Raw genomic sequence first — 24,003 nt, 5'->3', positions numbered from 1 at the left:
AAAGTGATCCCGGGAGAGACAATTATTCATACTGACCAGGGACTCCATTATCAACATCATTCTTTTTCTAAAGTTTTAGAAAATGCTAATGTCACTCAAAGTATGTCAAGAAAGGGCAACTGTTTAGACAATGCCTCAATAGAAAATCTTATAGGAATTATGAAAAAAGAAATGTTTTATAATCGAAAAATTGAAAGTATAGAAGAGCTTACTGATAAAATAGACAGTTATATCGCCTGATATAACGCGGAACGAATTAGTTATAAAACCGCTGGGTTGTCCCCAATTAAATTTAGGGACAACCACAGCAGTTAAACATTCCGGTTTTTGGGGGACTCTGCAAAAAATTAATTTTTTTCCCTTTTTTTGGATTTAGTAAACTAAAAAAATAGAAATTTATAGCAATATATTATGTTTTGAAGTGCTTTTTACTAATTAGCAAAAAATAAACTACTTTACATTTTTTTATACAAAAGTAGTTTATTTAATTTAATTGATTCTCATTATATTTTTATTGTTGATGAATTCTTTTCCTTGGAAACTTCAGGGTCCTTTCCCTTGATAAATTTACCAATCTTATATTCAAGTATTATATTTTCTTTTTTATCATCGAATTTGAAATCTATTCGAGTTGATAAATTAGTAAATTTTCTATCACCTTTTTGTACTTCAAATGTCGGGTTATTAGCATTGATTAATTGAATTTCATTTCCAATCTCGTTTACTTTTTCACTAAGATCAAAAAGATCTCACTTCATGCCTTTAAAATTTCTACCAAATGGAGGTTTTTTGCCTTCGGTCATAACGATTTTTTTATTATTTCTATCGTATCAAAGGGTGTATTTTTTATCATCTTTCTTAAGCAATTCAATTTCATCTTTAGCATCTTTGCCTAGAATAAGAATATCCTTTGATTTTTTGGCTATTTTATCAACTTCAGATAGACTAGCATCCTCTTCGGCAGGTTTTTCAGCAGGTGGTGTAGGTGCTGCTGATGGTTTAGTTTCTGGAACTTCTTTGATTTCTTCATTGATAATAGCTTCAATGTCTAAGTTCTTTCAGAAATTACGCTCTTTTATTGTTTTATAATCTGAGTAATTACGTCCAATATCTTCTCCAGTTGCACTGTAATTAAATGCTGCATTTCAAGCACTTACTTGTTTCAAGTCTGGTTTTTTTGGTGAAGGAGTTTTTGGTGTAGTTGAATGCGAACCACCTGGTGTAGTTTCTCCTGGTTTTTTTGGTGGAGTTGAATCTCCTGGTTTGCTTGGAGGAGGTGTTACTGGGGTACCTTCATTTTTTTCGTTTTTTGCTTCTTCGATTTTTTTCTTAAGCTCTTCAGTGGCTTTCTTGAAATCTTCAGGAGTCTTTAGTTTATTTAATTGTAATTTCGCATCTGAAGCAATTTTTTCAAGAGCAATTTTAGTTTCTGCTTTTAGTTTACCTTCAGTTTTTATTTGTGCTTCTAATTTAGTAATCTCTTCTTTAAATTCTTTCTTTTCTTTTGATTCTTTATCTCCACATGAGATTGTCAAAATTGGTGTAGTGATTGTTGCAACGCTGGTTGCTGCTAATAAAAATGCAAGACTTTTTTTCATATTTTAGATTGTGTTTTTTTGTTATTTTTCTTAATTAATTTTTGTTATTTAACCTTCCCTTCAATTTACATTGTATGACCTTCAAAAAAAAAAAAAAAAAATAGTCTAAAATTGTTGAAAAAAGTGGCATTTTTGATAAAAAATCACTGAAAAATTGCCATTTTCTTTGATTTTTATATTAAAAATTAATTTTTAATAATTTAGATTAAATGGATAAAAAATATCAAATATTTCAATATATATTTATCTAAAAAAATAAGTCTTATTTGTATAAATAAACTTATCAATGAAACAAAAAAATATATTGACATTTAATCAATATATTTAAATTTTAAGTTTTTAATTGTTTAATAATTTCTTTAAATTAACATAATTGTCTTTATTGCTTTTTATGTTTATCAATAATTTTTTCTAATTTAGAAATTAATGACTTAATTCGATTTATTTCTTTTTTCTTATTTTGCTCTTCTTCGTAATAATAGAAGTTTAAGTCTTGGATTTCTTCATTAAATTCTTCCATTATTTCTTTAATTTCTTCATCTTCTAACTTATCTAATTTCTCAAATTCTTCAATAGTTGAGTTTAATTTTTTTACATTATTCTTATATTCAACTAATTTCTTTGTTATTTCTTCTTTTGCGGCCTTAGCTTGTTCTAATTCTTTATTAAGTCTTTTAACATCCGCTTCATATTCTCTAACAAATAAATTAGCCTCAGCAAGTTTATTATTGATTTCACTTAGTGATTTATCAATTTCTGATTTTCTTCTAGTTTTGGTTTCAATATCTTTATTTATTTCATCAAGTTTTTCTTTATCTTGTGGTTCCTTTATTGTTTTAACCAATTCTCCTTTAGATTCAATTTCTTTTTGCAACATGTTTGCTTCAGTTAGCAATTTTTTACTTTGGTCAATAATTGATTGATATTCATTTAGTTGCTCACTAGCTTCTTTTAATGTTTCTTTAATTTCATCTAACTCTTCATCAATAAGTTTACTTTCATCTTCAACTGACTCATTTTCTAATATCTTAGATAATAAAAGACTACTTTCATGATTGTTTTCAAATTCTTTTTTTAACTTATTATATTTATCCTTTATTTCACTTATTTTTTTATCTCTTAATGAAGTTATTTCCTTTTCTTTGCTATTTTCTACTTCGTCATTTTTATTGACTTCTTTAATTAAAATATTTTCTACATAAAAATTAAGTGAATCAATTACCTTTTTAATTTCATGTTTTCCATAATATGGATAAAAATCAAAACCTGTAATATCAGAACCTGTTGGACTATCTATAAAAATACTATTTCAGTCGGATATTCTTTTTAAAAAATCATGTGGTTCAGTTGGTTGTGAAGGAATAATTGGTTTTTTAGGAGCTATTGGTTGTGAAGGATTAGTTGGTTCAGTTGTGCTTTTTTCATCTTTTATATCTTTTATAGCATTCTTAAATTTAGAAATTGCATCGCTTAATTCATTAGCATTTTTTAACCTTAATAAATTTTGCTTGGCTTCCTTAATTAAATTATTAATTTTTTCTTTTGCTTCTTTGCTTAGTTTAGAATCAACCTTAAGATTTGCTTCCTCTTTTTCAATCAATTCCTTAAATTCTTTCTTTTCTTTAAACTCTTCCTTATTAACCTCTTTTTTATTGCATGAGGCTGCTAAAATCGGAGTAGTAATTGTTACAATTGATGATGCAGCTAGTAATAATGCAAGACTTTTTTTCATAGTTTTTTTCTTTCTTTTGTATTCCTTTTATAAGTGTTTTTTATCTTGGTTAGTTCTATTTTATAACCGGAAACAAAAAAAAGGCGAAATTTTACATTTTCATCACTAAAAATTTTGAACTGCATATTTAATTTTATTGACTAATTGACAAAAATAGAATTCAATTTATTTAAATACATATCTTAATATTAGTTTAAATATTTAAGAATTCTTTACATAAAAAACCTCAGATTGACTGAGATTTTTTAAAAATTTGTGTTTTTAATTTTTGTTAAATGAAAATGTGGTTACTTTAGGGATTGATATATTTTGATTATGTGAGGAAAGAATAAAGTTTAGATCATAGTATAAATCCACAAATACCTTTGAATCACTAGAACTTTTAAGTTCAATCTTATTGAATTTAACATCAAGATTACTGATTTCAAATAATTCATTTTTTCCATTAAAGAATTCTATCTGAGTTTCGTTTTTGATTTTCTCATTAATTGGACTTGAATTTCCATATATTTTAATTATTGAATGATTTTGCACTTCTAATTTTGCATTTTCATTATCTTCATTAATTAGTCTTAGTAAATTTCTTTCCGGTGTGTTATTTAAATTTAAATATTTAATAACACTATCTAAATTAAGAGATTGAGATTTTTTATATTCTTTTTTTAATCTTTCAATAAAGTTCTTTCCAGATGATTCAGTCGTTTCAATTTGAATATCGAAATTTTCTAAATACTTCGCATCTAATTTCTTAAATCCATCAAATGCAAAAGTTCTAGTATTTGAATGGGATTCCTTACCGTTTCTTTTAATCTTTAGATTGAATGAAATTTCAATACTTCCTGCTAAGTCGTTAACACTAATTTTTTGATTATCAAATTCAATTTGCTCACCATCATTATTATTGAAATAATTAATTTTCGTATCATCAATCTCAACAAAATTGTCAACTATCTTATGAGACTTTCGATAAAAATTTAAGAAAGAGGAAGGGAAATTGCTCTTATCAATATTTTGTTTTACATTTATATAATTACTTATAATGAAGTCTAATGCTTCTTTATCTGATATTGAAGGATTACCTGAAAAATGTTTATTAAGAACCTCAACTTTTTCTTCAATTTGTTGAGGGGATTCGTTCTTTTCTTTTTTAGTATACTTAGATATAAAAGTAAAAATAAGGCCTTTTTTGTCAGAAGAAAGTCTTGGACTATTAGTTTTATCAAAGAAATAATTATTTGGTTTACTCTTGGTTAAATCAACTAAATTAAGTGTTTGATGTGAAGTAGATGAAATGCCTTCAATAGTTATATAATCTAACAAATCGTTATTTTGAAGTTTATCAATTGTTTTATTGTCTTCAAACAATTTTTCCTTGTTTAATCTAAGACTAATTTTTTCTCTACTAAATACTTCTATCTTCTTAAAACCAGATAGTTTAACATTCTTATTACTCAATACTTTTTCATTGATTTTAATTGAAATTTCAATCTCTAGTTCGCCAAGTTTTTCATCATATGATTCAATCTTAAGATCTAAAATTTCAATCTTTTCTTTTCTATCTTGTTTATTTTGCTTTAGTAATTCAATTGCATCAACAACACTCATATTACTGTTTAGACTATATAAACTTATAAGTCCGCCAAATTTATCTATACTAATTCCATTAATTTTAGTCATTTCTTCTTTTCATTTACTATCAATAGGATGATTAGGTTGTGGTTGTGGTTGTGGACTTGGTTGTGGACTTGGTTGTGGACTTGGTTGTGGACTTGGTTGTGGACTTGGTTGTGGTTGTGGACTTGGTTGTGGTTGTGGACTTGGTTGTGGGTTAGGTTGTGGATTAGGTTCATCATGTGGATGGTTATCAATTTTATTTGTATTTGTATTATTATTGGTATTTTGGCATCTTGCTGAAATAATCGAAATTGGAGTTATTATTCCAATTAGGATACTTAAAAATAAAGTTTTTTTTATATCTTTCCTCATAATATAATACATTTTACATTAAATTAAAATAACTAAATTATCTGTCCTTATTAATAAAGAAAAAACACAAATCAAAGGGTTGGATTTGTGTTTAAAAATTACTTAATTAGATCTTTTTTCATGTATGGAATCAATACTTTTGGAATTGAGATGCTTCCATCAGGATTTTGATAGTTTTCCAAGATTGCTGCAACAACTCGATCAATCGCTATCCCTGATCCATTAATTGTGTGAGCATATTTAGTTTTTCCATCTTTTGTACGATATCTAATTTTTGCTCGCATCGATTGAAAATCTTTGTAGATTGAAATTGAACTTGTTTCACGATATCTTTGTTCTGAAGGAATTCATAATTCAAGATCAATTGTCTTAGCTGAGCCAAACCCCATATCCCCAGTTGATAATAAGATTTCTCGATATGGAATTTCTAGAAGTTCTAAAATTAATTTAGCATCATTAACTGTCTTTTGTCACTCCTCAAGTGATGCTTCTTCATTAACAAATTTAACCAACTCAACTTTATGAAATTCATGTTGACGAATAATTCCCCTTGTATCACGACCTCCACTTCCTGCTTCAGATCTAAAACATTTTGTATATGCAACATACTTAATTGGATGTTCAAGATTAAGAATTTCATCATAATGAAAATTAGTTACTGGGACTTCAGCAGTTGGAATCAATCATAAATCTTCATTTTCAATCTTAAATAAATCCTGAGAAAATTTAGGTAATTGACCTGTACCATATAGCATTGAAGAATTAACTAAATGCATTGGCATAATTTCTTTATATCCATTTTTAATGTGTGTATCAAGCATGAAATTTTCAAGGGCTCTCACTAGTGCTGCACCATCATTTTTATAAACTACAAATCTTGATTTTGCTAACTTAGTTGCACGCGCAAAATCAATCATATCAAGTTTAGTTGCAATTTCATAATGTGCTAAAACACCTTTAACTAAACCACGACCTAAATTGGAATGTTCATTCAAGCATACATTCGAAGTTTCATCATGACCAATAGGAACATCATCATAAGGAATATTTGGAATCTGAAGTCTTAGGCTATCTACTTTTTCAATTATTGAAGATGCTTCTGCATTAATTAAAGTTATTTGATTATTAATGGATGCAACTTCTCCAAGCAAGTCACTACAATCTTGCTTGTTTCTTTTTTTAATTCCAATCTCTTCACTTAAGTTATTTCTTTTTGCTTGTAGAATTTCTAAAGAATGAATTAATTCGTTTCTTTTATTTCCTAAAGTAAATAGTTCATCTAAAATTGAATGGTCAAAGTTTCTTGTAAGTAGTTTTTTTGTTATTTCTTCTCTATTTTTTAAAAGATATTTCAAGTCAATCATTTGAATTCTCCTTAAATGTTATTTAAATTTTATACTTTTTTTTAGATTAAATTTATACTCACTTAGATAAAAGTAAGATTATTCAGTAAAGGATATAAAGTCTAACTAAAAAATGCCTTTATGTTACAATTAATAAGATATGGGAATCCAAACTCATAAAGTAATTGGAAAATTTAACAAAATTTTATGACAATCAAAAGACAGTAGTATTTTGATTGTGTCTTTTTATATCGAAAAAAATGATGACAAAAACCCAGTTACACTTAATAAATATGGCAGTGTTTCAATAACTTTCAAAGATTCAATGTTTAATAAACTAAATATAATTTTGAATGAAGAAAGTTATGAATTAAATCTGATTAAAAATGAGGCTTCAAAATACCCTGATAGCTATCTTGTTGATTTTGATAATTCAAAATTTAATGTTATTAAGAAAGATGACTCAACAAATAATCTTAACTATTTATCTAGAGTACTAAAATTGCCAATCTTCAAAGGTATTGTTGATTCAAAAATAAATCTTCTTGTATCTGAATTAGGAGAAGATATTTTTAATTTAATATTGAATGATCAAAGTATTCATGGACAAACATTCGGAATTAATCAGGATGATTGAGTTGAATTCAAAGGAATTATAAAAAATAATTATGCTTTCATAACTGAAATTAAAGACTTATTTAAGTTAAATATAAGTTTCAATTGTTATAAGCAATTATCTAAGAAATTTCAAAATCTTAGTGAGTTTTTGGATGAATATCATGACAATGTTTATCAATATTATTTTGATGCTGATGATGATAAAAGAATAAGAATATCTGACATAGATAAGATTGCAAATGAATACTCTAAAAGTTCGCTAGTCTATAAGAATGCAACTTACTTATATCATTTTTTATCCGAGTATTTTTTTAACAGTGGTAATACTAGGATAAAAAATGAAAATCTAAAAGAAACACTATGAAAAAATTTTAATGATTCTAATTTAGTTAGGGATGAAATTGAATTTGAAAAAGCAAAGCAAATCTTATTAAAAAAAGTTTATCTAATTGAATTGGAATACGAAGATGGCATTTATTACACAACAAGAGATATTATCTATATGGAAAAATATCTTATTAATAAGTTATTTGACATTAGCAAACAAAATATAGATTTTAATATTCAAAGTCGCATTTCAAATCAATTTGATGAAATTCAAATGCATGCAATTAAAAGTGCACTAGATGATAAATTAGTTCTTATCACAGGAAATCCTGGCACAGGAAAAACATTGATTATTAATGAAATTATTTCCTTATTACTAACTAAATATCATCCATCTGATTTAGCTATCCTAACCCCAACTGGTCGCGCTACAATTAATATCAATAATAGACAAGAAAAAATTAAAGCACAAACAATTCATAGTTTCCTTCAATGAGATGCTGATGAAAATTACTTTTATATCACCGAAAGAAATCCAATTGAAATTGAATGCTTAATTATTGATGAGTTCTCAATGGTTTCATTAGATCTTTTTTATGCATTAATGAAAGGCATAAAAAAGAAGTCGCTAAAAAAAATAATTCTTGTTGGTGATAAGGATCAACTTCCTGCCATTGGTCCAGGTTATCTAATTAAAGATTTCATTGAGTCAGAAATCTTTAAAACCATATTTTTAGAAAAAATCTATCGACAAGCTGAAAATTATGAAATTATTCAAGATGCACTTCAAATCAATCAAGGAATTATGCCTTCTTTTTTAGGAAAGAATTCTGAATTTATTGAATGTGATCGAAAAGAATTAAAAAAAGAATTAATTGCAAAAATTAACTGATTACTTAAAAAAGGTTATTCAAAAAAAGATATTGCAATTTTAAGTCCAATGTATAAATATGAAACAGGTATTGATGAACTCAACGAAGAATTAAATAATTTCTTTAGAAAAAAAGAACAACAAGAAATTGTAAGTTACCGTGAACGAAATTTAGCTTTAGGAGATAAAGTAATCAACCTTGTCAATGATCCAAAATTAAAAGTCTTCAATGGTGAAATTGGCTATATCTCAAAATTTATTTATGGTGCTTCAAAAACCAAAAAAGAACAAACCCTAACACATATTACTGTTGAATTTGATTTCGATGAAAAGGATATTACATACAAAAGAGCAGCCTTCTTTGAAAATACATACCCAGCCTATTGCACTAGTGTACACAAATATCAAGGTTCTGAAACTAAGGCAGTAATTGTTGTGCTATTTTCTGAAGCTAAACGTCTACTAAGCAAGAAACTTATTTATACGGCGATTACAAGAGCACAACAATATAGTGTCATCATTGGACAAAGTGATGCACTTGAATTTGGAATTAAAAATGATAGTGATTCAAATCGAATAACTAATATTAAATTTTTATGAAATAAAAAAGGAGTTAATTAGAATATATGAAACTTAAATTGATTGTAGGACTAGGTAATCCTGGTGAAGAATATGAAAAAACAAGACACAATGTCGGATTCATGGTGATTGATCAATTAGCAAAGAAATTACAAGCTCCTCTTAGAGAAAAAAAATTCAATGGCGTGTTCTTTAAAAATAATGAATTTATTTTAGCTAAACCTTTAACTTATATGAATAATAGTGGTGAATTTGTCCGTGCTATTGCTAATTACTATGATATTTTGATTGATGACATCATCATTGTTTATGATGATTTAGATACACAATTAGGAAAAGTAAACATCCGCCAAAAGGGTTCGTCTGGCGGGCACAAAGGAATGAGTAGTATCATCTCACATTTAAATACTGAAGAAATTAAACGCTTAAAGATAGGAATTGGTCGAGATTCCAATATCATTGATTATGTGCTTGGTAAATTTAGTTTTGAAGATTTCAAAATTATTGAAAAAGTTATTGATTATTCAGCAGAAGCTTTAATTTCTTTTATTTATAACGATATAAGATACGTTATGAATCATTTTTCAAAGAAAAATTATGAATAACAAGATAGAAGATATACAAAAGTTATTCTTCAAACAATTTATTCTAAATCATATTCCTTTAGACCAAACATTTATTTTAGGTATAAGTGGTGGCCCAGATTCAATGTGAATGCTTGATTTGATGAAAAATCAAAATATTATTGTTGCTTGTGTTAACTATAATCATCGTCACAATTCAACAATCGATCAAAAAATTGTTGAAGACTTTTGCATTAAGCATCAAATAAGATACGAATTACTTATTCTAAAAAAAGAAGATGAACCAAATACTGGAAATTTTCAAAAGATAGCAAGAGAGCAAAGATATACTTTTTATGCTCATTTATATAAAAAATATAATGCTTCATGTTTGCTATTAGCACATCAAAAAGATGATCTAATTGAGACTTATTTATTTCAAAAACAATCAAAAAGAAATCCTAGTTTCTATGGCATAAAACAAACTAACAGATTGAATGAAATGAATATATTTAGGCCGATGCTTTATTTATGATATAAGAATGAGATCATTGATTTTTGTAAAGAAAATAAGATTCCTTTTGCAATTGATTACACCAATGAACTTCCAATCTACACAAGAAACAAAATAAGATTGCAATTAAAAGAATACACAAAGGAAACCAAAGAATATTTTATTGAAAAAATAAAAGAAATTAATGCTAAATTAAGCAAAAATAACAAAGAAGTTGAGACTAAATATCTTGCTTTTAAAAACTCAAACTACAACTATAAAAAATTAGATTTTAATGACAAACAAATAAATGAAATTCTTTTTATTTATCTTCACCAAAACATTGATCATCTAAAGTTATCCACCAATAAAATAGAAGCATTTAAGAGTTTTTTATTGTCTCAAAAAAATTACAAATCCTTCATTATAAATGATAATAATGAAGTAATAAAGGTTGATAAATGTCTAAAAATCATTAAAAAATCTAAAAGTTAACTTTTATTTTATAATTTTTAATATTCTATTAAAATAATAAAATTTAATTAAAAAGGAGGCAAATTAAATAACTATGGAAAAAGATAATCGGCCAACTCCTCCAAGAAAAAAAAGAAAAATTGGATTATTTGGCATTGTTGGAATTTTCATTGGTATTGTTGCACTAATTATCTTAGTGTTGATTGCAATCGAACAAATAAAAGCTGCATCAATTAAATACCAGAATCCAGATTTCCTTTGGAAAGCTATAAAGGAAACTGCTAAAGATTCAAATATTTATATTTCAAGATGAGTTGAAAATCCTTATAAGGATGTTGTTGAAGTAACAATTAACGGCGATGCTTCAAAAATTGGAACTCTTATCGGCAATAACGCATATCCATTTAATTCTTACTCATTTACTACACATCTAAGTGGTAATCTCTATCGAACACTTCCAGATAGTGTTATAAATTTAGTTAACAGTACTTTAACTAATGGAGTTACAAAACTTTCAACCTATAATGAAGCATTGGAATATTTAATTAAAGGTTCTAATAATGCTAAGGGAGTTGTTGTATCAGCACCAGCTCCAACACCTGGGATTTTTGCAAGATATATAAGCCCAGCCTTAAATGTAATTTTTATTGGAGTAATAATTATTGCTATTATCTTTAGTATAAAATCAATGTCAATGCGTGGTTTTGGTGGAGATATTGCTGGATTTGGCAATAAATCCTTGGCACAAAGAGTATATTCAGACAAAAAATTTTCTGATATTGCTGGAAATGAAGAAGTAAAAGAAGAAGTTTTTGAGTTAGTTGACTACTTAAAGAATCCTAAAAAATATGCTGCTGCTGGAGCAAGAATTCCTAAAGGTATTTTATTAGGAGGCCCTCCAGGGACTGGAAAAACCTTACTTGCCAAAGCAACAGCAGGGGAAGCAAATGTTCCATTTTTCTTCATTTCAGCTTCAAACTTTGTTGAAATGTTTGTTGGTCTTGGGGCAAAACGTGTAAGAGATATGTTTGAAAATGCTAGAAAAGAATCGCCAGCAATTATTTTCATTGATGAATTAGATGCCGTTGGAAGATCGCGTGGTGCTGGTATTGGTGGTGGTAATGATGAAAGAGAACAAACTCTAAACCAATTACTAGTTGAAATGGATGGAATTAAAGAAAATAGTGGAATTCTAATTATGGCTGCAACAAATAGAACTGATGTTCTAGACCCAGCACTATTAAGACCAGGTCGTTTCGATCGGGTAATTACAGTTGGACTTCCTGATGTAAAAGAAAGAGAAGCAATACTAAAATTGCACTCAAAAGGTAAACAAATCGATCCAAAGATTAACTTCTTTCAAGTTGCAAGAAGAACTCCTGGATTTTCAGGAGCACAACTTGAAAACGTAATTAACGAAGCCTCTCTTTTAAGTGTTAGAGAACGTTCGAAATTTATAACACTTGATCAAATTGATGAAGCAATCGATCGTGTTATGGCTGGTCCTGCTAAGAAATCAAGAACAATATCTGAAAAAGAAAATATTGCTGTCGCTTATCATGAAGCAGGACACGCAGTTGTTGGAATTAAATTAAAGGGTGGAAATAAGGTTCAAAAGATTACAATTATTCCAAGAGGTCAAGCTGGAGGATATAATCTAATGATGCCTGAAGAAGAAAAGTACAACCACTCTAAATCTGAATTAATTGCCATTATTACTTCATTTATGGGTGGACGTGTTGCTGAGGCAATTATTTATGGTAAAGATAATGTTTCAACAGGCGCTAGTGATGACATTGCTAAGGCAACTAATATTGCTCGTAAAATGGTTACTGAATGAGGTTTATCTGATTTAGGTCCGATTAAGTATGAAGAAGATGCATCAAATCCATTTTTAGGTAGAGATTATATGAAGAATGCTTCATTCTCATCAAAAGTAGGTCAAGAAATTGACGAAGAAATTAGAAAAATTATTTTAACCGCTGAAAAACAAGCACACGAAATAATTTCACAAAATCGTGAATTACTTGAATTAATTAAAGATGCATTAATTATTAAAGAAACAATTGTTGCTGAAGAAATTGAATATATAGCTACTCATATGAAATTACCTGAGGAAATGACTAACACAAAAGAAATATTAAAAGAAGAATACTCAGAAGCAGATTTTAATACTCTATTCAATGAGATCTCAGGTAAAAAGCTAATTGAGGATGATAAATATAAAGACGATTTAGATGCTAAATTAAAAGAATTTTCAGAAAATAAAGAAGATGATCTAAATAATGATGATAAAAACAAAGCTAATGAAGAATCAAATAATTCAAATTAGTATGAGTCCAATACATTTTATTTAAACAAATAAGTAATCAAAATATATAAAAAGTAGACCATAGCATTAAGCTATGGTCATTATTTTACAATTCATTTTAAATGAATCTAATAATTTACTCTAGTAAGAAATTGTACAGCGCAAAAATTTACCAATACTATACTTATTAATTAATTCAGTTTTACTCTAGTAAAAATATTTAGATATTAAAAAGTCTTATCACAACACCTAATAGCTCCTAGTTGTTAAATATTAAATTACATATTTTAAAATTAATTTATTTAAATATATGTCCTATTAATTTACATATTGAATATACTATCTTATTTATTTCTTGTATTTAAATTTATGATAATACAATTAGATATAGACTTCTAATACAAATAAAAAAAACAATTGAATTCTATATTTATTGTTTCTGCAAATTTACTTTCAATGTTTAACGATTAGATATTTTTTAGTTCAAATTTGTTATATATTCATCTCAAATTAAACTAAAATATAAATATATAAGAAACTAAAAATAATGTTTCTTGATCGGTGGATAACTAAAAAAACATATGGAAATTGTTATAGTACTTTTAATTTTAATTAGTTTAGGCATTACTATTGGTATTATCATAGCAATTGTTTTTGGATCTAAGTCATCAAAGACCAAATCGCAACATACATCATCTATTTCTTCGTATTCTAATTCTAGAGATATATTTGAACGCAAACCAAAATGAAAAATATTTGAAGACATCACTAAATTACATTTAAAAGATATAGCAAAAAAGAATAATTATGTTTTTATTGATGGTGGCTTATTTAAACATGATAATGATAAATTAACTGAAATAGATTCAATTCTAATCACAACAAAAGCTATTTATATTGTTGAAATTAAAAGATACAATGGCTCATTAGTTGGTAGCTATAATGAAAGAAATGTTTCTTTAATTGATTGATCTAAAAATTTAGAAGTTATAAATCCTTTTTTTCAAAATGACAAGCATATTTGGCACTTCAAAAAAATTATAAAAAGAAAAACAAGTATCTACTCATTGATTATTCTTTTAAATTTAGAGAGTATAGAAATGCAAGGACTACCTGAAAATCCCTTTGTAGTTGCATCAATAGATAATGTTGATAAAGAATTAAAGAACTTTGAATCTCATTTGACTGATGATTCTAATCTAAAAGAAGAAAGATTAGGAAAAATTATTGAAATGATCAATATAGCAAGAACAAATGACCCTATGGATAAAGCAAGATTCCAACAAATAATTTCAAAAAATGATGAAAAAGCAAATTTGCCAATCTTTTAATTATTATTTTAATTGTTTAAAAAATTCGTATAGAAAAATTGCAGTGGCATTCGAAACATTTAGGGATTGCACTGCATTTTTTGATTGTTCAATATAAACTATTTCATCTGCAGCTTTTAATAGCGTTTTAGAAACGCCTCTTCCTTCATTACCAACAATTAGTCCAACTGGAAAACTAAAAGATATCTCTGAAAGCTTTTTAGCTTCCTTATTCAAAGCACTGCCATATATTCAAAAACCATTTTTTTTAAGATATTCAATTGCTTCAAATAAGCTGTTTGTCTTAATTATTTTTATATTTTTAAATCCACCTGATGAAGTTTTTAGTACAACTGGAGTAACATCAACACTCCGATCTTTTGGAATAATTACATATTGAACTCCAAAAACACTACAGCTACGCAATATTGAACCAAAATTTTGTGGATCTTGAATGTGATCAAGAATTAAGACAACCTGTGGATTATTTTTTTTGATAATTCCAATATCATCATATCTAAAAGGTTCAATTTCAGCAATATATCCTTGGTGATTACCACTCACTATTTTATCTAATTCATTCTTAGATAAATAAGATATATAAGGAAATTTTATTTCCCTATTTTTGAGATTTGACATAAGATATAGCTTTTTAATTGGATAATCTTCCTTAAGCGCTTCTAAAACTGAATTTTTTCCATAAATATAATTCTTCATAATGTAATTAAATTAATTTCTTTTCTTTCAAAATATCTCTTAATAAATCAGCTTTTTCATAGTCTTTATTTTTAAGTAATCTCTGTCAATCATAAAAGATTTTCTTATCATTTTCACTTAGTTTTTTATTAGGAAATATAAAACCTAAAATAGACATTATTTCTAAGAAAGTTTGAGTCTCATTTTCATTTTTTGAAAGTTTCATAATTTCTTTATATGCTAATGCAAAATTAAGATTAGAAACATATGAAATTACTTCTTCAATCTTCTTTTTATCTGATTGATAATTATTTTCCCTTAATTGGTATTTATTGGAAATTAATTGAAATTTATTGATAATTGATTGAATTGATTGAAGTAGTTCATCAGTAAGATTGATTGGTTTTGTATAGTTAGTTGTTAGAATTAAAAGTTTGTATGTATCAACATCATAAGACTTTAAAAAATCATGAGGAAAAATAATGTTGCCAATTGATTTAGACATTTTTTGATTTTTATAATTTAGAGTGCCAAAATGCATTCAATTTTTTGCTATAGGTTTACTATAAATTGCATAATGTTGAATATTTTCATTTTCATGATGAGGAAAAATTAAATCAATTCCTCCTCCATGTAAATCAATGCTTTCACCATCAAAATATTTAGCTATAAAACAACTACATTCTGTATGTCAACCAGGACGCCCCATTCCAAAAGGACTGCTAAACTTAATTCCTTCATTTGTATCTTTTCAAAGCGTAAAATCCACTAAATTTTTCTTTTTTAAATCTAATGAAGAATCTTCTTCAGCAACTAAATTTTCAATTTTTTGATGACTGATATTTCCATAGATATTACTAAATTTTTTGACATCAAAAAAGACATTGCCTCCGACTTGATATGCTGCTCCATTATCAAGCATTTTTTTTATATATTGATATATGTCCTCTAATGAGTCAGTGACTCTAACTATTTTATTAGGCTTCTCTAAATTAAATGTATCAAATAGCGACAAATAATAATCTTCGTATTTCTTACTAATTTCAGCTTCAGTTTTATTTTCTTGCTTTGCTTTTTTAATGATTTTGTCATCAATATCAGTAATGTTATTTAAATAAAAAATCTCATCCTTTAAGTATCTTTTTGCTCTTATTATGATATCAAAAGTAACAGTTGGTCGTAGATTTCCAATATGCGGATAATTGTATACTGTAGGACCACATAAGTAGTATTTTTTCATGTCATTCATTATATATTAAATATAGTTCTTTTGACATATATTTCATATATAATTTAGTTTATGAAAATGGTAAAAGAAATCATTATTGATTCTTTAAAAGAATCTTTAGATAAACTAAAAATAAATAAAGAAATAATATTAACAGAAGCAAAAAATTATGGTGATTATTCAACTAATCTTGCATTGACATTACAAAAAGAACTAGGAAAAAAAGCGATTGAAATTGCACAGGATATTGTTAAAAATATTGATCTAAACAAATATAAACAAATTAGTGAAATTAAGATTGCCCAACCTGGTTTTATAAACTTTTGAATCACAAATGAAACTTTTGCTTCGACTGTTAATTTAATTAATAAGTTAGGTGCTGAATACGGAAATGGTACAAAAGAAGGGAAAGGAAAAATAAATGTTGAATTCGTTTCAGCTAACCCTACTGGATATTTACATATCGGCCATGCGCGGAATGCAGCAATTGGTGCTACTCTATGTAACATTTTAGAAAAAGCAGGTCATAATGTAGTTAGAGAATATTACATAAACGACTATGGAAACCAAATGAATAAATTAGCAATCTCAGTTTATTCAAGATACCAACAAATTTTTAATCCAGATTATCCTCTTCCAGAAAGTGCTTATCGTGGTGGAGATATTGTTCAATTTGCTAAAGCATTTTATGACAAAATAGGTGATAAATATAAAGGTGTGGAGTATACTGCTGAAATTGAATCTATTTTCAGAGATTTTGGTAAAGAATATGCATTAGAAAACATTAAAAAAGATTTAAAAAGATTTGGTGTTTGATTTGATATTTATGCATCAGAAAAAGAACAATACGAAAATGATTTAATTTGACCTGCAATACGTAGATTAAAAACTACATATGAAAAAGATGGTGCTACTTGATTAGCTACAACTCAAGGTGGCAGAGATGATAAAGATAGAGTTATTATTAAAAGCAATGGTGAATCAACATATATGTGTGCAGATATTGCATACCATGAACGTAAATTTAAAGCGTTAAACGATCCTGAAAAGGGTATCATCATTGATGTTTGAGGTGGAGATCACTCAGGGTATGTTGAGCGTGTTAAGTTTGCTTTTGAAGACCTAGGTTACCGTAGAGAACAAATGGAAGTTCTTTTATTCCAACTAATTAGAATTATGAAAGACGGAAAAGAAATTAAAATGTCTAAACGTCTTGGAACATCACTAACGATGCGTGAATTGATGGATGAAGTTGGAAAGGATGCAATTAGATATTTCTTAATTGAAAGATCATACAATTCAAGAATTGATTTTGATATCAAAAAAGTAACTGGAACAGATGAATCTAATTCACTATACATTATCAAGTATGCACATGCACGTTGTGTACAACTACTAGAAAAATTTAATTATGTAGATCCTCAAGCAACTGAATTTAGCGATCAATTTTCACAAAAATTAATTGCTGAATTAAAAGAATATCCAGATTTAATAGCAACAATGGCAAAAAGTTACAAAGTTAACTTACTTCCTCCATACCTACTAAAATTAGCAGGAACTCTAAATTCATTCTATTCAAATATTAAAGTAACAGGTTCAGAAAATGAAAAAAGTTATGTCGCTTTAATTAAGGCAGTAAAAATAGTTCTAGCTGATGCAATGAAATTAATGGATCTAGATATTCCTAACAAAATGTAAAAAAATTAAAAATCTTCCCAACTTCAGCGGGAAGTTTTTTAATGCCTTTTTTTGTGCTTTCAAGCAAAAAAATGTATAAAAAAAAATGGCGGGTAAGAGAGGATTTGAACCTCCGCGGGTGCTTTACACACCCCTACAGTCTTAGCAGGACCGCCTCTTCGACCACTTGAGTACTTACCCAACATTAGGTTAAAAAAATATAAAATAATTATATAAAATAAATTCTACTTATTTAAAAATAAGCAAATAAATAAAATTTATAAGTTATAAATAGAGAACAAAAGTATAATAACATTTAATTATTAAATTAAAGTTCATTATCTAGGATTTTAAGATTATTAAAATAAATTGGTTCTTTCCTTCTAAAAGATTTCTTCAATATCTTCTTTTCAAAACCCTTTTTCTTCCTTACGAGCTTTTCTTTCAGCTTCCTTAATTAGATTATAATAATCCTGATTTTCAGTATAGTACATTGAGTTTTTATCCAAGGAAATATATTGCACTCTCGCAAGTCCAAATTCAACTAGTTCTTTATTTAGGCAAATTATTTTATTATCTTGTGTAAGATATACTACAATTCCAATAATTCGATTATAACGATCTGTAAGACCTATAGTTGTGTCTTTCTTAGATTTTTTTGTTCTTTGGGGAATGATTCAAATCTTTTTAGCTTCTCCTAGTTTTTCTTTTGTATGTTTAGAAGCTAAATTAGCATATTTAAATTTAAGTCCAGATGTCTTAATTCTCATTCCGTCTGCTATTTTTTCTGTTTTCTCAGGTGTATCAATACCAGAAAATCTTATTGCTACTGCTTTTTTATTGCTTTTAGGGTTTTTAAAATCGACAGTATCACCATCTTTAAAACGAATAGCTATTACTTCAGTTGCTTTATTATGTTCAAATTCATCAGAAAATTGATATTCTTTGCCATCAACAATTATTACTTTTGATGAACTTTCATATAAATTATCTTTGATATTTGTGCCACTATTATTAGCATTAGTATTGCTATTAGATGTTGATATCTTCTTTGATTCACATTTTAATGAAATAAGCGCAGTTGGTAAAATAGCAACTACCGGACTTAAAATTAAAAATTTTCTTATTCCTTTTTTCATATAATACACCTTTAGAATTTGGTTAATATTTCTCTTACTTTATGATAAATTGCTTCATTAGATAATTTATATAAGTTTCTTGGATTATAGTTTTTGTTATCCATTATATTGTTATTTTTAACAAATTTTTCAATGGCCTTGGCATTTGCAATTTGAAGTTCAGTATTGATATTGATTTTTGATATACCAAGATTGATACATTTTTTTAAATCGTCATCACTAATTCCTGAACCACCATGTAGTACTAATGGCATTTTTAATTCATCATTCAATTGACTTAGCAATGAAAAATTCAATCCTTTTCAATCTTTTGGGTATTCACCATGAATGTTTCCAATTCCAACTGCTAACATATCAATACCAATTTCTTTAAATGCTTTTGCTTCATTTAATTTTGTATAAGAAACGTCGCTGACAATTCCATCTTCATTGCCACCAATCCTTCCAATTTCACATTCAATTGAAATATTTTTTTTCTTACATATTTCAATTAGTTTTTTAGATATTTCAAGATTTTTTTCAAATGGTAATCTACTTCCATCAAACATTATTGAATTAAACTTTGCCTTAATCGCCTTAATGCAATCATCATAAGAGCCATGGTCTAAATGCAAACAAACAGGAATTTTTATTCTTAATTCCTTAATTAAGCTTTTAACAATACTATAGCAAACACTATAACCTCCAAAATATTTAGCAGCAGATGGACTAACTCCTAAAATGATTGGTTTTTTTTCTATATTTGCTGCGAGTAGTGTTTGTTTAGTTCATTCAAGATTATTGATGTTGATATGAAAAATAACTTGCTTATTTTTATAGGCACTTTTGATTATTTCTTTAGCATTTACAAGCATTTTTTATAAAAAAAAGAAAAATAAAAACTAATAAAAATATTAGTTTCTAATATATTCAGGTCTTTTTGTTGTTCATGTGCCATCAGAATTGTGAAAAAATCTACCATCAACTGTTAATAAACGGTATAACTCTCCACGTTTTTTTAGCAAGATTGTTTCATCATCTACACTTGGGTCTATTTCTTCTCTTCAACGATCAAATAGAATTTTTTTAACTTGATCAAATAGTTTTGAAAAGTCCATCTTTAATCTTTTATCTAACACTTCTTGAGCAACATCCAATAATGTTTTATATTCAGTTCTTTGCTTTTCCATTTTTAATCTTTCTTTTTAACTTTTTAGTAAATTCTATATTATTAACATTATTAACTTAACTTTTATTTTACATCTAGACAAACTCTAGAAATCAGGAATGCATAGAGAATCCTAGTTATATTCCTAACTTATAATTATAGTTATTATATAGGCTTGGATATATGATAAAGAAAAAATAGCGAAAAAAAATCATTTAAGATTTTAAATTCAATTAATTATTTGCCAAAAACGATAAGAAATCAATAACAGACATTAAAGATTTTCTTTGATTTACTGTTGCATCAAAAGCAAAAAATAAATATTTTCTAGAGTAACAAAAAGGACTACTATAAAGTAATATAATATAGGTGTATAAATATTTGCTAGATCATGTTTTACATAATTTTCAATTAAATTTAATACATTTTAATAAGGATATAAAGCGAAACATACTTAATTACATATTTATACACAAACACATATAAAAAAAATGTTTATATTTTTATAAGAAAGGGAAAAATGTCTGTATTTGATAGTAAATTTAAAGGAATCCATGTTTATTCTGAAATTGGGGAACTAGAAAGTGTTTTAGTTCACGAACCTGGTCGTGAAATTGATTACATCACACCTAATAGATTGGATGAATTATTATTCTCAGCTATTCTAGAAAGCCACGAAGCAAGAAAAGAACACAAACAATTTGTTGCTGAACTTAAAGCAAATGATATCAATGTTGTTGAACTAACTGACTTAGTTGCTGAAACATATGACTTAGTATCACAAGAATTAAAAGACAAATTGATTGAAGATTTCTTAGATGATTCTTATCCAGTTCTAACAGAAGAACACAAAAAGGCAGTTCGTGCATTCTTAAAATCACGAAGCACCACTCGTGAATTAATTGAATACATGATGGCAGGTATTACTAAATACGATTTAGGAATTGAAGCAGATGCTGACCTAATCGTTGATCCTATGCCAAACCTATACTTCACTCGTGACCCATTTGCATCAGTAGGTAATGGGGTTACAATTCACTACATGCGTTACAAAGTAAGACAACGTGAAACTCTATTCTCAAAATTCATTTTTGATAACCATCCTAAATTAGTAGGTACACCAAGATACTATGACCCATCTCTAAAATTATCAATCGAAGGTGGTGACGTATTCATTTACAACAATGATACATTAGTAATGGGTGTTTCAGAAAGAACTGACTTAGAAACTGTAACATTGTTAGCTAAAAACATCGTTGCTAACAAAGAATGTGAATTCAAACGTATTGTTGCAATTAATGTTCCAAAATGAACAAACTTAATGCACCTAGACACATGATTAACAATGTTAGACAAGGATAAATTCCTATACTCACCAATTGCAAATGATGATTTCAAATTCTGAGATTATGATTTAGTAAATGGTGGAGCAGAACCTCAACCAGTTGTTAACGAATTACCACTAGACAAACTACTAGAATCAATTATTCACAAGAAACCTATCCTAATTCCTATCGCAGGTGAAGGTGCTTCAAAAATTGATCTAGAAAGAGAAACACACTTTGATGGTACAAACTACTTAGTACTAAGACCAGGTGTTGTAGTTGGTTACGCACGTAATGAAAAAACAAATGCTGCACTAGAAGCTGTTGGAATTAAAGTTCTTCCATTCTATGGAAACCAATTATCATTAGGTATGGGTAACTCACGTTGCATGTCAATGCCTCTATCACGTAAAGATGTTAAATGATAATAAATTTCTAAGAAAATAAGAATATTTATTTCAAGAATTTCAAAAAATCTCTGGGTTATACACTCAGAGATTTTCTCTTATAGTTTTTTTGATAATTTGTGATAAAATTAAGTTCATACTTTTTATATAAAAAAGTAACTGGTAAATTAAGTTTCAAAATAATTTATCAAACACTATTGTGGATTCAGTTGCGTGTGCTATTTTTTATGGTGTTAACTGTTAGAAACAATAGGAAGCAAAAACAAACTAAATTAAAATAAGGAAAAAAATGTCTGAACAAAATATTGTTGAACAAAAAACAACTGAAACAAAAGCAACAGTTGTTGAACAACCAATTGTATCAAGAGAAAAATTACTAGAAGCTGGAACTTATTTTGGTCATAAAATAAGTCGTTGAAATCCAAAAATGAAGCAATACATTTATGGAAAAAGAGCAGGAATCCACATTATTGATATTGCAAAAACTCAAAAGACTTTGGAATATGCATATAAGTTGTTAAACAAGATGGCACAAAAACCAGTTTCATTCATTTGAGTTGGAACAAAGAAACAAGCTAAAAATGCAATCAAGGAAGCAGCAGCAAGAACCAATTCTGTTTATGTTTCCGAACGTTGACTAGGTGGAACTCTAACAAACTCACAAACTATTTTTAGAAGTGTAAAAGAACTTGAAAGACTTGAAGAACTACAAAAAAATGGTTACAAGGGATACACTAAAAAAGAAGGTCTTTTATATGATAAAAAGATTGCTAAGTTACAAAAGAATTTAGGCGGAATTAGAAAATTAGCATCTAACTCAGCAATGCCTAATGTAATGATTGTTGCTTCTCCAATTGAAGATGAAATTGCAATTAGAGAAGCAAAAAGAAAGGGATTGAAGATTTTTTCAATCAATGATACTAACTCAGATCCTGATTTATCAGATTTTGTTATTCCAGCAAACGATGATACAGCAAAATCAATTACTTTAATTATTACAATTCTAGCTGATGCCATTGCTTCAGCAAGAGGTGGAAAACAATTATTTGCTTTTAAACCAAATGAAGAAATTATTTTGCCTGAAGATCCAAGAGCAGCCGAAAATAGAGCAAGAGCAGCAGCTGCAAAACTAAGTCAAGAAGCTAAAAAACAAGAAATTAAAGACGCTAGCGAAGTTAGAGAAGAAAAATAGTTAAGTTCTTATATTAAGGAGAATCATATGGCAGTAGATTTAAAGAAAATTAAAGAATTAAGAGAAAGAACTAATTTAGGTTTTTTGGATGTGAAGAATGCTTTAGAAGCAAATGATAATGATGTTGAAAAATCAATTGACTGATTGCAAGAAAAAGGAATTCTAAAAGCAGCAAAAAAAGCAGGAAGAATTGCCGCTGAAGGAATTGTAAAAGCAAGTGTAAAAGATAATGTCGCAGTTATTTTTGAATTAAATTCCGAAACTGACTTTGTTTCAAAAAACGAATTATTCATTGAATTAGCAAACAAAATTTCTGAGGCTTTATTTGAAAATGACTTCAATAGCAACGAAGAACTTTTAGCAATTAAAATTGATGGAACTACAATTGAAGACCACACAAGTTTATTAACTGCTAAAATTGGTGAAAAAATTTGATTAAGACGTGCATTTAAATTTGTTGCAAAAGAAGATCAAGTAATTGCAGCCTATACACATGCAAATAATAGAGTTGCAACAATTGTTTTAGCAAATGGAAATAATGCTGAAGCATTAAGAAACATTTCAATGCACATTACTGCTCTAAATCCAACATACCTAAATGAAGATCAAATTAATCCAGATGAATTGAAAGAAATTCATGACCATTTAGAAAAAAGTCCTGCTTTAGCTAACAAACCTGAAAAAATTCAACAATCAATTAAAGCTGGCCTTCTAAAGAAAGAACTTAATGAAAAGGGTGTTTTATTATATCAACCATTTGTTATGGATGATTCAAAAACAGTAGCCTTATATTTAAACGAAAACAAATTGCAATTAGTTGATGCTAAAAGATTTGAAGTAGGCGAAGGCATTGAAAAAAAAGTTGTTGACTTCGCAGCTGAAGTAGCTGAACAAATGAAAGTTTAAAAAAGTAAATAAAAATTAATAATCTAGGAGTATTAATCCTAGATTTTTTATTTAATGTTTTCTAATAGTTAAATAAAAACT

The 24,003-nt window shown here is 27.4% G+C and carries 19 protein-coding genes and 1 tRNA gene; 10 read left to right on the top strand and 10 right to left on the bottom strand.

The features are described from left to right. A partial coding sequence (locus tag BCF89_RS02480; RefSeq protein ID WP_146236474.1) for an IS3 family transposase occupies positions 1 to 315 on the top strand: 315 nt, incomplete at its 5' end. 188 nt (positions 316 to 503) lie between these two features. Here BCF89_RS02480 and BCF89_RS08320 read toward each other — a convergent pair. The 4 genes from BCF89_RS08320 to serS form a co-directional block, all read right to left on the bottom strand. After that, positions 504 to 1,598 (bottom strand): hypothetical protein, encoded by a 1,095-nt coding sequence (locus tag BCF89_RS08320; RefSeq protein ID WP_111518683.1) that lies wholly within the window; start codon positions 1,596 to 1,598, stop codon positions 504 to 506. 379 nt (positions 1,599 to 1,977) lie between these two features. Beyond that, on the bottom strand, positions 1,978 to 3,330 hold the full coding sequence (locus tag BCF89_RS08315; protein WP_111518681.1) for a coiled-coil domain-containing protein: 1,353 nt from the start codon (positions 3,328 to 3,330) through the stop codon (positions 1,978 to 1,980). 261 nt (positions 3,331 to 3,591) lie between these two features. Further along, positions 3,592 to 5,316: a hypothetical protein gene (locus BCF89_RS02465; protein ID WP_170108355.1), complete on the bottom strand. Its 1,725-nt coding sequence runs from the start codon at positions 5,314 to 5,316 to the stop codon at positions 3,592 to 3,594. Between the two features lie 98 nt (positions 5,317 to 5,414). Next, positions 5,415 to 6,680, bottom strand: coding sequence for a serine--tRNA ligase (gene serS / locus BCF89_RS08310; protein WP_111518677.1), 1,266 nt, complete (start codon positions 6,678 to 6,680; stop codon positions 5,415 to 5,417). 139 nt (positions 6,681 to 6,819) lie between these two features. Between serS and BCF89_RS08305 the strand changes: the two genes are divergently transcribed. From BCF89_RS08305 to BCF89_RS08295, 5 genes are all read left to right on the top strand, one after another. Beyond that, complete coding sequence (locus tag BCF89_RS08305; protein ID WP_111518675.1) at positions 6,820 to 9,096, top strand: AAA family ATPase; 2,277 nt, start codon at positions 6,820 to 6,822, stop codon at positions 9,094 to 9,096. Between the two features lie 5 nt (positions 9,097 to 9,101). Then, positions 9,102 to 9,659 (top strand): aminoacyl-tRNA hydrolase, encoded by a 558-nt coding sequence (pth, locus tag BCF89_RS02445; RefSeq protein ID WP_111518673.1) that lies wholly within the window; start codon positions 9,102 to 9,104, stop codon positions 9,657 to 9,659. Further along, positions 9,652 to 10,605 carry a tRNA lysidine(34) synthetase TilS gene (gene tilS / locus BCF89_RS08300; RefSeq protein WP_111518671.1) on the top strand — a complete coding sequence of 318 codons (954 nt, stop codon included), beginning with the start codon at positions 9,652 to 9,654 and terminating at the stop codon, positions 10,603 to 10,605. The genes pth and tilS overlap by 8 nt, the downstream gene beginning before the upstream one ends. Positions 10,606 to 10,678: 73 nt before the next feature. Beyond that, complete coding sequence (ftsH, locus tag BCF89_RS02435) at positions 10,679 to 12,916, top strand: ATP-dependent zinc metalloprotease FtsH (protein ID WP_111518669.1); 2,238 nt, start codon at positions 10,679 to 10,681, stop codon at positions 12,914 to 12,916. A gap of 560 nt (positions 12,917 to 13,476) precedes the next feature. After that, a complete protein-coding gene (locus BCF89_RS08295) occupies positions 13,477 to 14,226 on the top strand; it encodes a nuclease-related domain-containing protein (RefSeq protein WP_111518667.1) in 750 nt (249 codons plus the stop codon). A gap of 3 nt (positions 14,227 to 14,229) precedes the next feature. Here the strand turns inward: BCF89_RS08295 and rlmB are convergent, their stop codons facing one another. Both rlmB and cysS read right to left on the bottom strand, forming a co-directional pair. Then, complete coding sequence (gene rlmB, locus BCF89_RS02425) at positions 14,230 to 14,922, bottom strand: 23S rRNA (guanosine(2251)-2'-O)-methyltransferase RlmB (RefSeq protein ID WP_111518665.1); 693 nt, start codon at positions 14,920 to 14,922, stop codon at positions 14,230 to 14,232. 7 nt (positions 14,923 to 14,929) lie between these two features. After that, positions 14,930 to 16,141 carry a cysteine--tRNA ligase gene (gene cysS, locus BCF89_RS02420; RefSeq protein ID WP_111518687.1) on the bottom strand — a complete coding sequence of 404 codons (1,212 nt, stop codon included), beginning with the start codon at positions 16,139 to 16,141 and terminating at the stop codon, positions 14,930 to 14,932. Positions 16,142 to 16,201: 60 nt separating this feature from the next. On the opposite strand from cysS, the gene argS reads away from it, so the two are divergent. Then, on the top strand, positions 16,202 to 17,827 hold the full coding sequence (argS, locus tag BCF89_RS08290) for an arginine--tRNA ligase (RefSeq protein WP_111518663.1): 1,626 nt from the start codon (positions 16,202 to 16,204) through the stop codon (positions 17,825 to 17,827). A gap of 86 nt (positions 17,828 to 17,913) precedes the next feature. Here the strand turns inward: argS and BCF89_RS02410 are convergent. From BCF89_RS02410 to rpoE, 4 genes are all read right to left on the bottom strand, one after another. Beyond that, a tRNA-Ser gene (locus tag BCF89_RS02410) sits at positions 17,914 to 18,007 on the bottom strand. A 182-nt stretch (positions 18,008 to 18,189) separates the two neighbouring features. Then, on the bottom strand, positions 18,190 to 18,945 hold the full coding sequence (locus BCF89_RS08285) for a thermonuclease family protein (protein ID WP_111518661.1): 756 nt from the start codon (positions 18,943 to 18,945) through the stop codon (positions 18,190 to 18,192). 11 nt (positions 18,946 to 18,956) lie between these two features. Continuing rightward, positions 18,957 to 19,799 (bottom strand): class II fructose-bisphosphate aldolase, encoded by an 843-nt coding sequence (locus tag BCF89_RS02400; RefSeq protein ID WP_111518659.1) that lies wholly within the window; start codon positions 19,797 to 19,799, stop codon positions 18,957 to 18,959. A 39-nt stretch (positions 19,800 to 19,838) separates the two neighbouring features. Continuing rightward, on the bottom strand, positions 19,839 to 20,114 hold the full coding sequence (gene rpoE, locus BCF89_RS08280; RefSeq protein ID WP_111518657.1) for a DNA-directed RNA polymerase subunit delta: 276 nt from the start codon (positions 20,112 to 20,114) through the stop codon (positions 19,839 to 19,841). A 498-nt stretch (positions 20,115 to 20,612) separates the two neighbouring features. Here rpoE and arcA point away from each other — a divergent pair, with 498 nt between their 5' ends. The 3 genes from arcA (at position 20,613) to tsf (ending at position 23,922) form a co-directional block, all read left to right on the top strand. Beyond that, positions 20,613 to 21,845, top strand: a complete 1,233-nt coding sequence (gene arcA / locus BCF89_RS08275; protein WP_111518655.1) for an arginine deiminase — start codon at positions 20,613 to 20,615, stop codon at positions 21,843 to 21,845. Positions 21,846 to 22,113: 268 nt separating this feature from the next. Next, complete coding sequence (rpsB, locus tag BCF89_RS02385) at positions 22,114 to 23,016, top strand: 30S ribosomal protein S2 (protein ID WP_211305417.1); 903 nt, start codon at positions 22,114 to 22,116, stop codon at positions 23,014 to 23,016. Between the two features lie 27 nt (positions 23,017 to 23,043). Further along, positions 23,044 to 23,922, top strand: a complete 879-nt coding sequence (gene tsf, locus BCF89_RS02380; protein ID WP_111518653.1) for a translation elongation factor Ts — start codon at positions 23,044 to 23,046, stop codon at positions 23,920 to 23,922. The last annotated feature ends 81 nt before the right edge of the window (positions 23,923 to 24,003 follow it).

It is taken from the genome of Metamycoplasma auris, assembly GCF_003253435.1.
GTDB lineage: Bacteria > Bacillota_I > Bacilli_A > Mycoplasmatales > Metamycoplasmataceae > Metamycoplasma > Metamycoplasma auris.
Note: the sequence above shows the minus strand (reverse complement) of the source record. Positions and strands in the feature narration are given on the sequence as shown.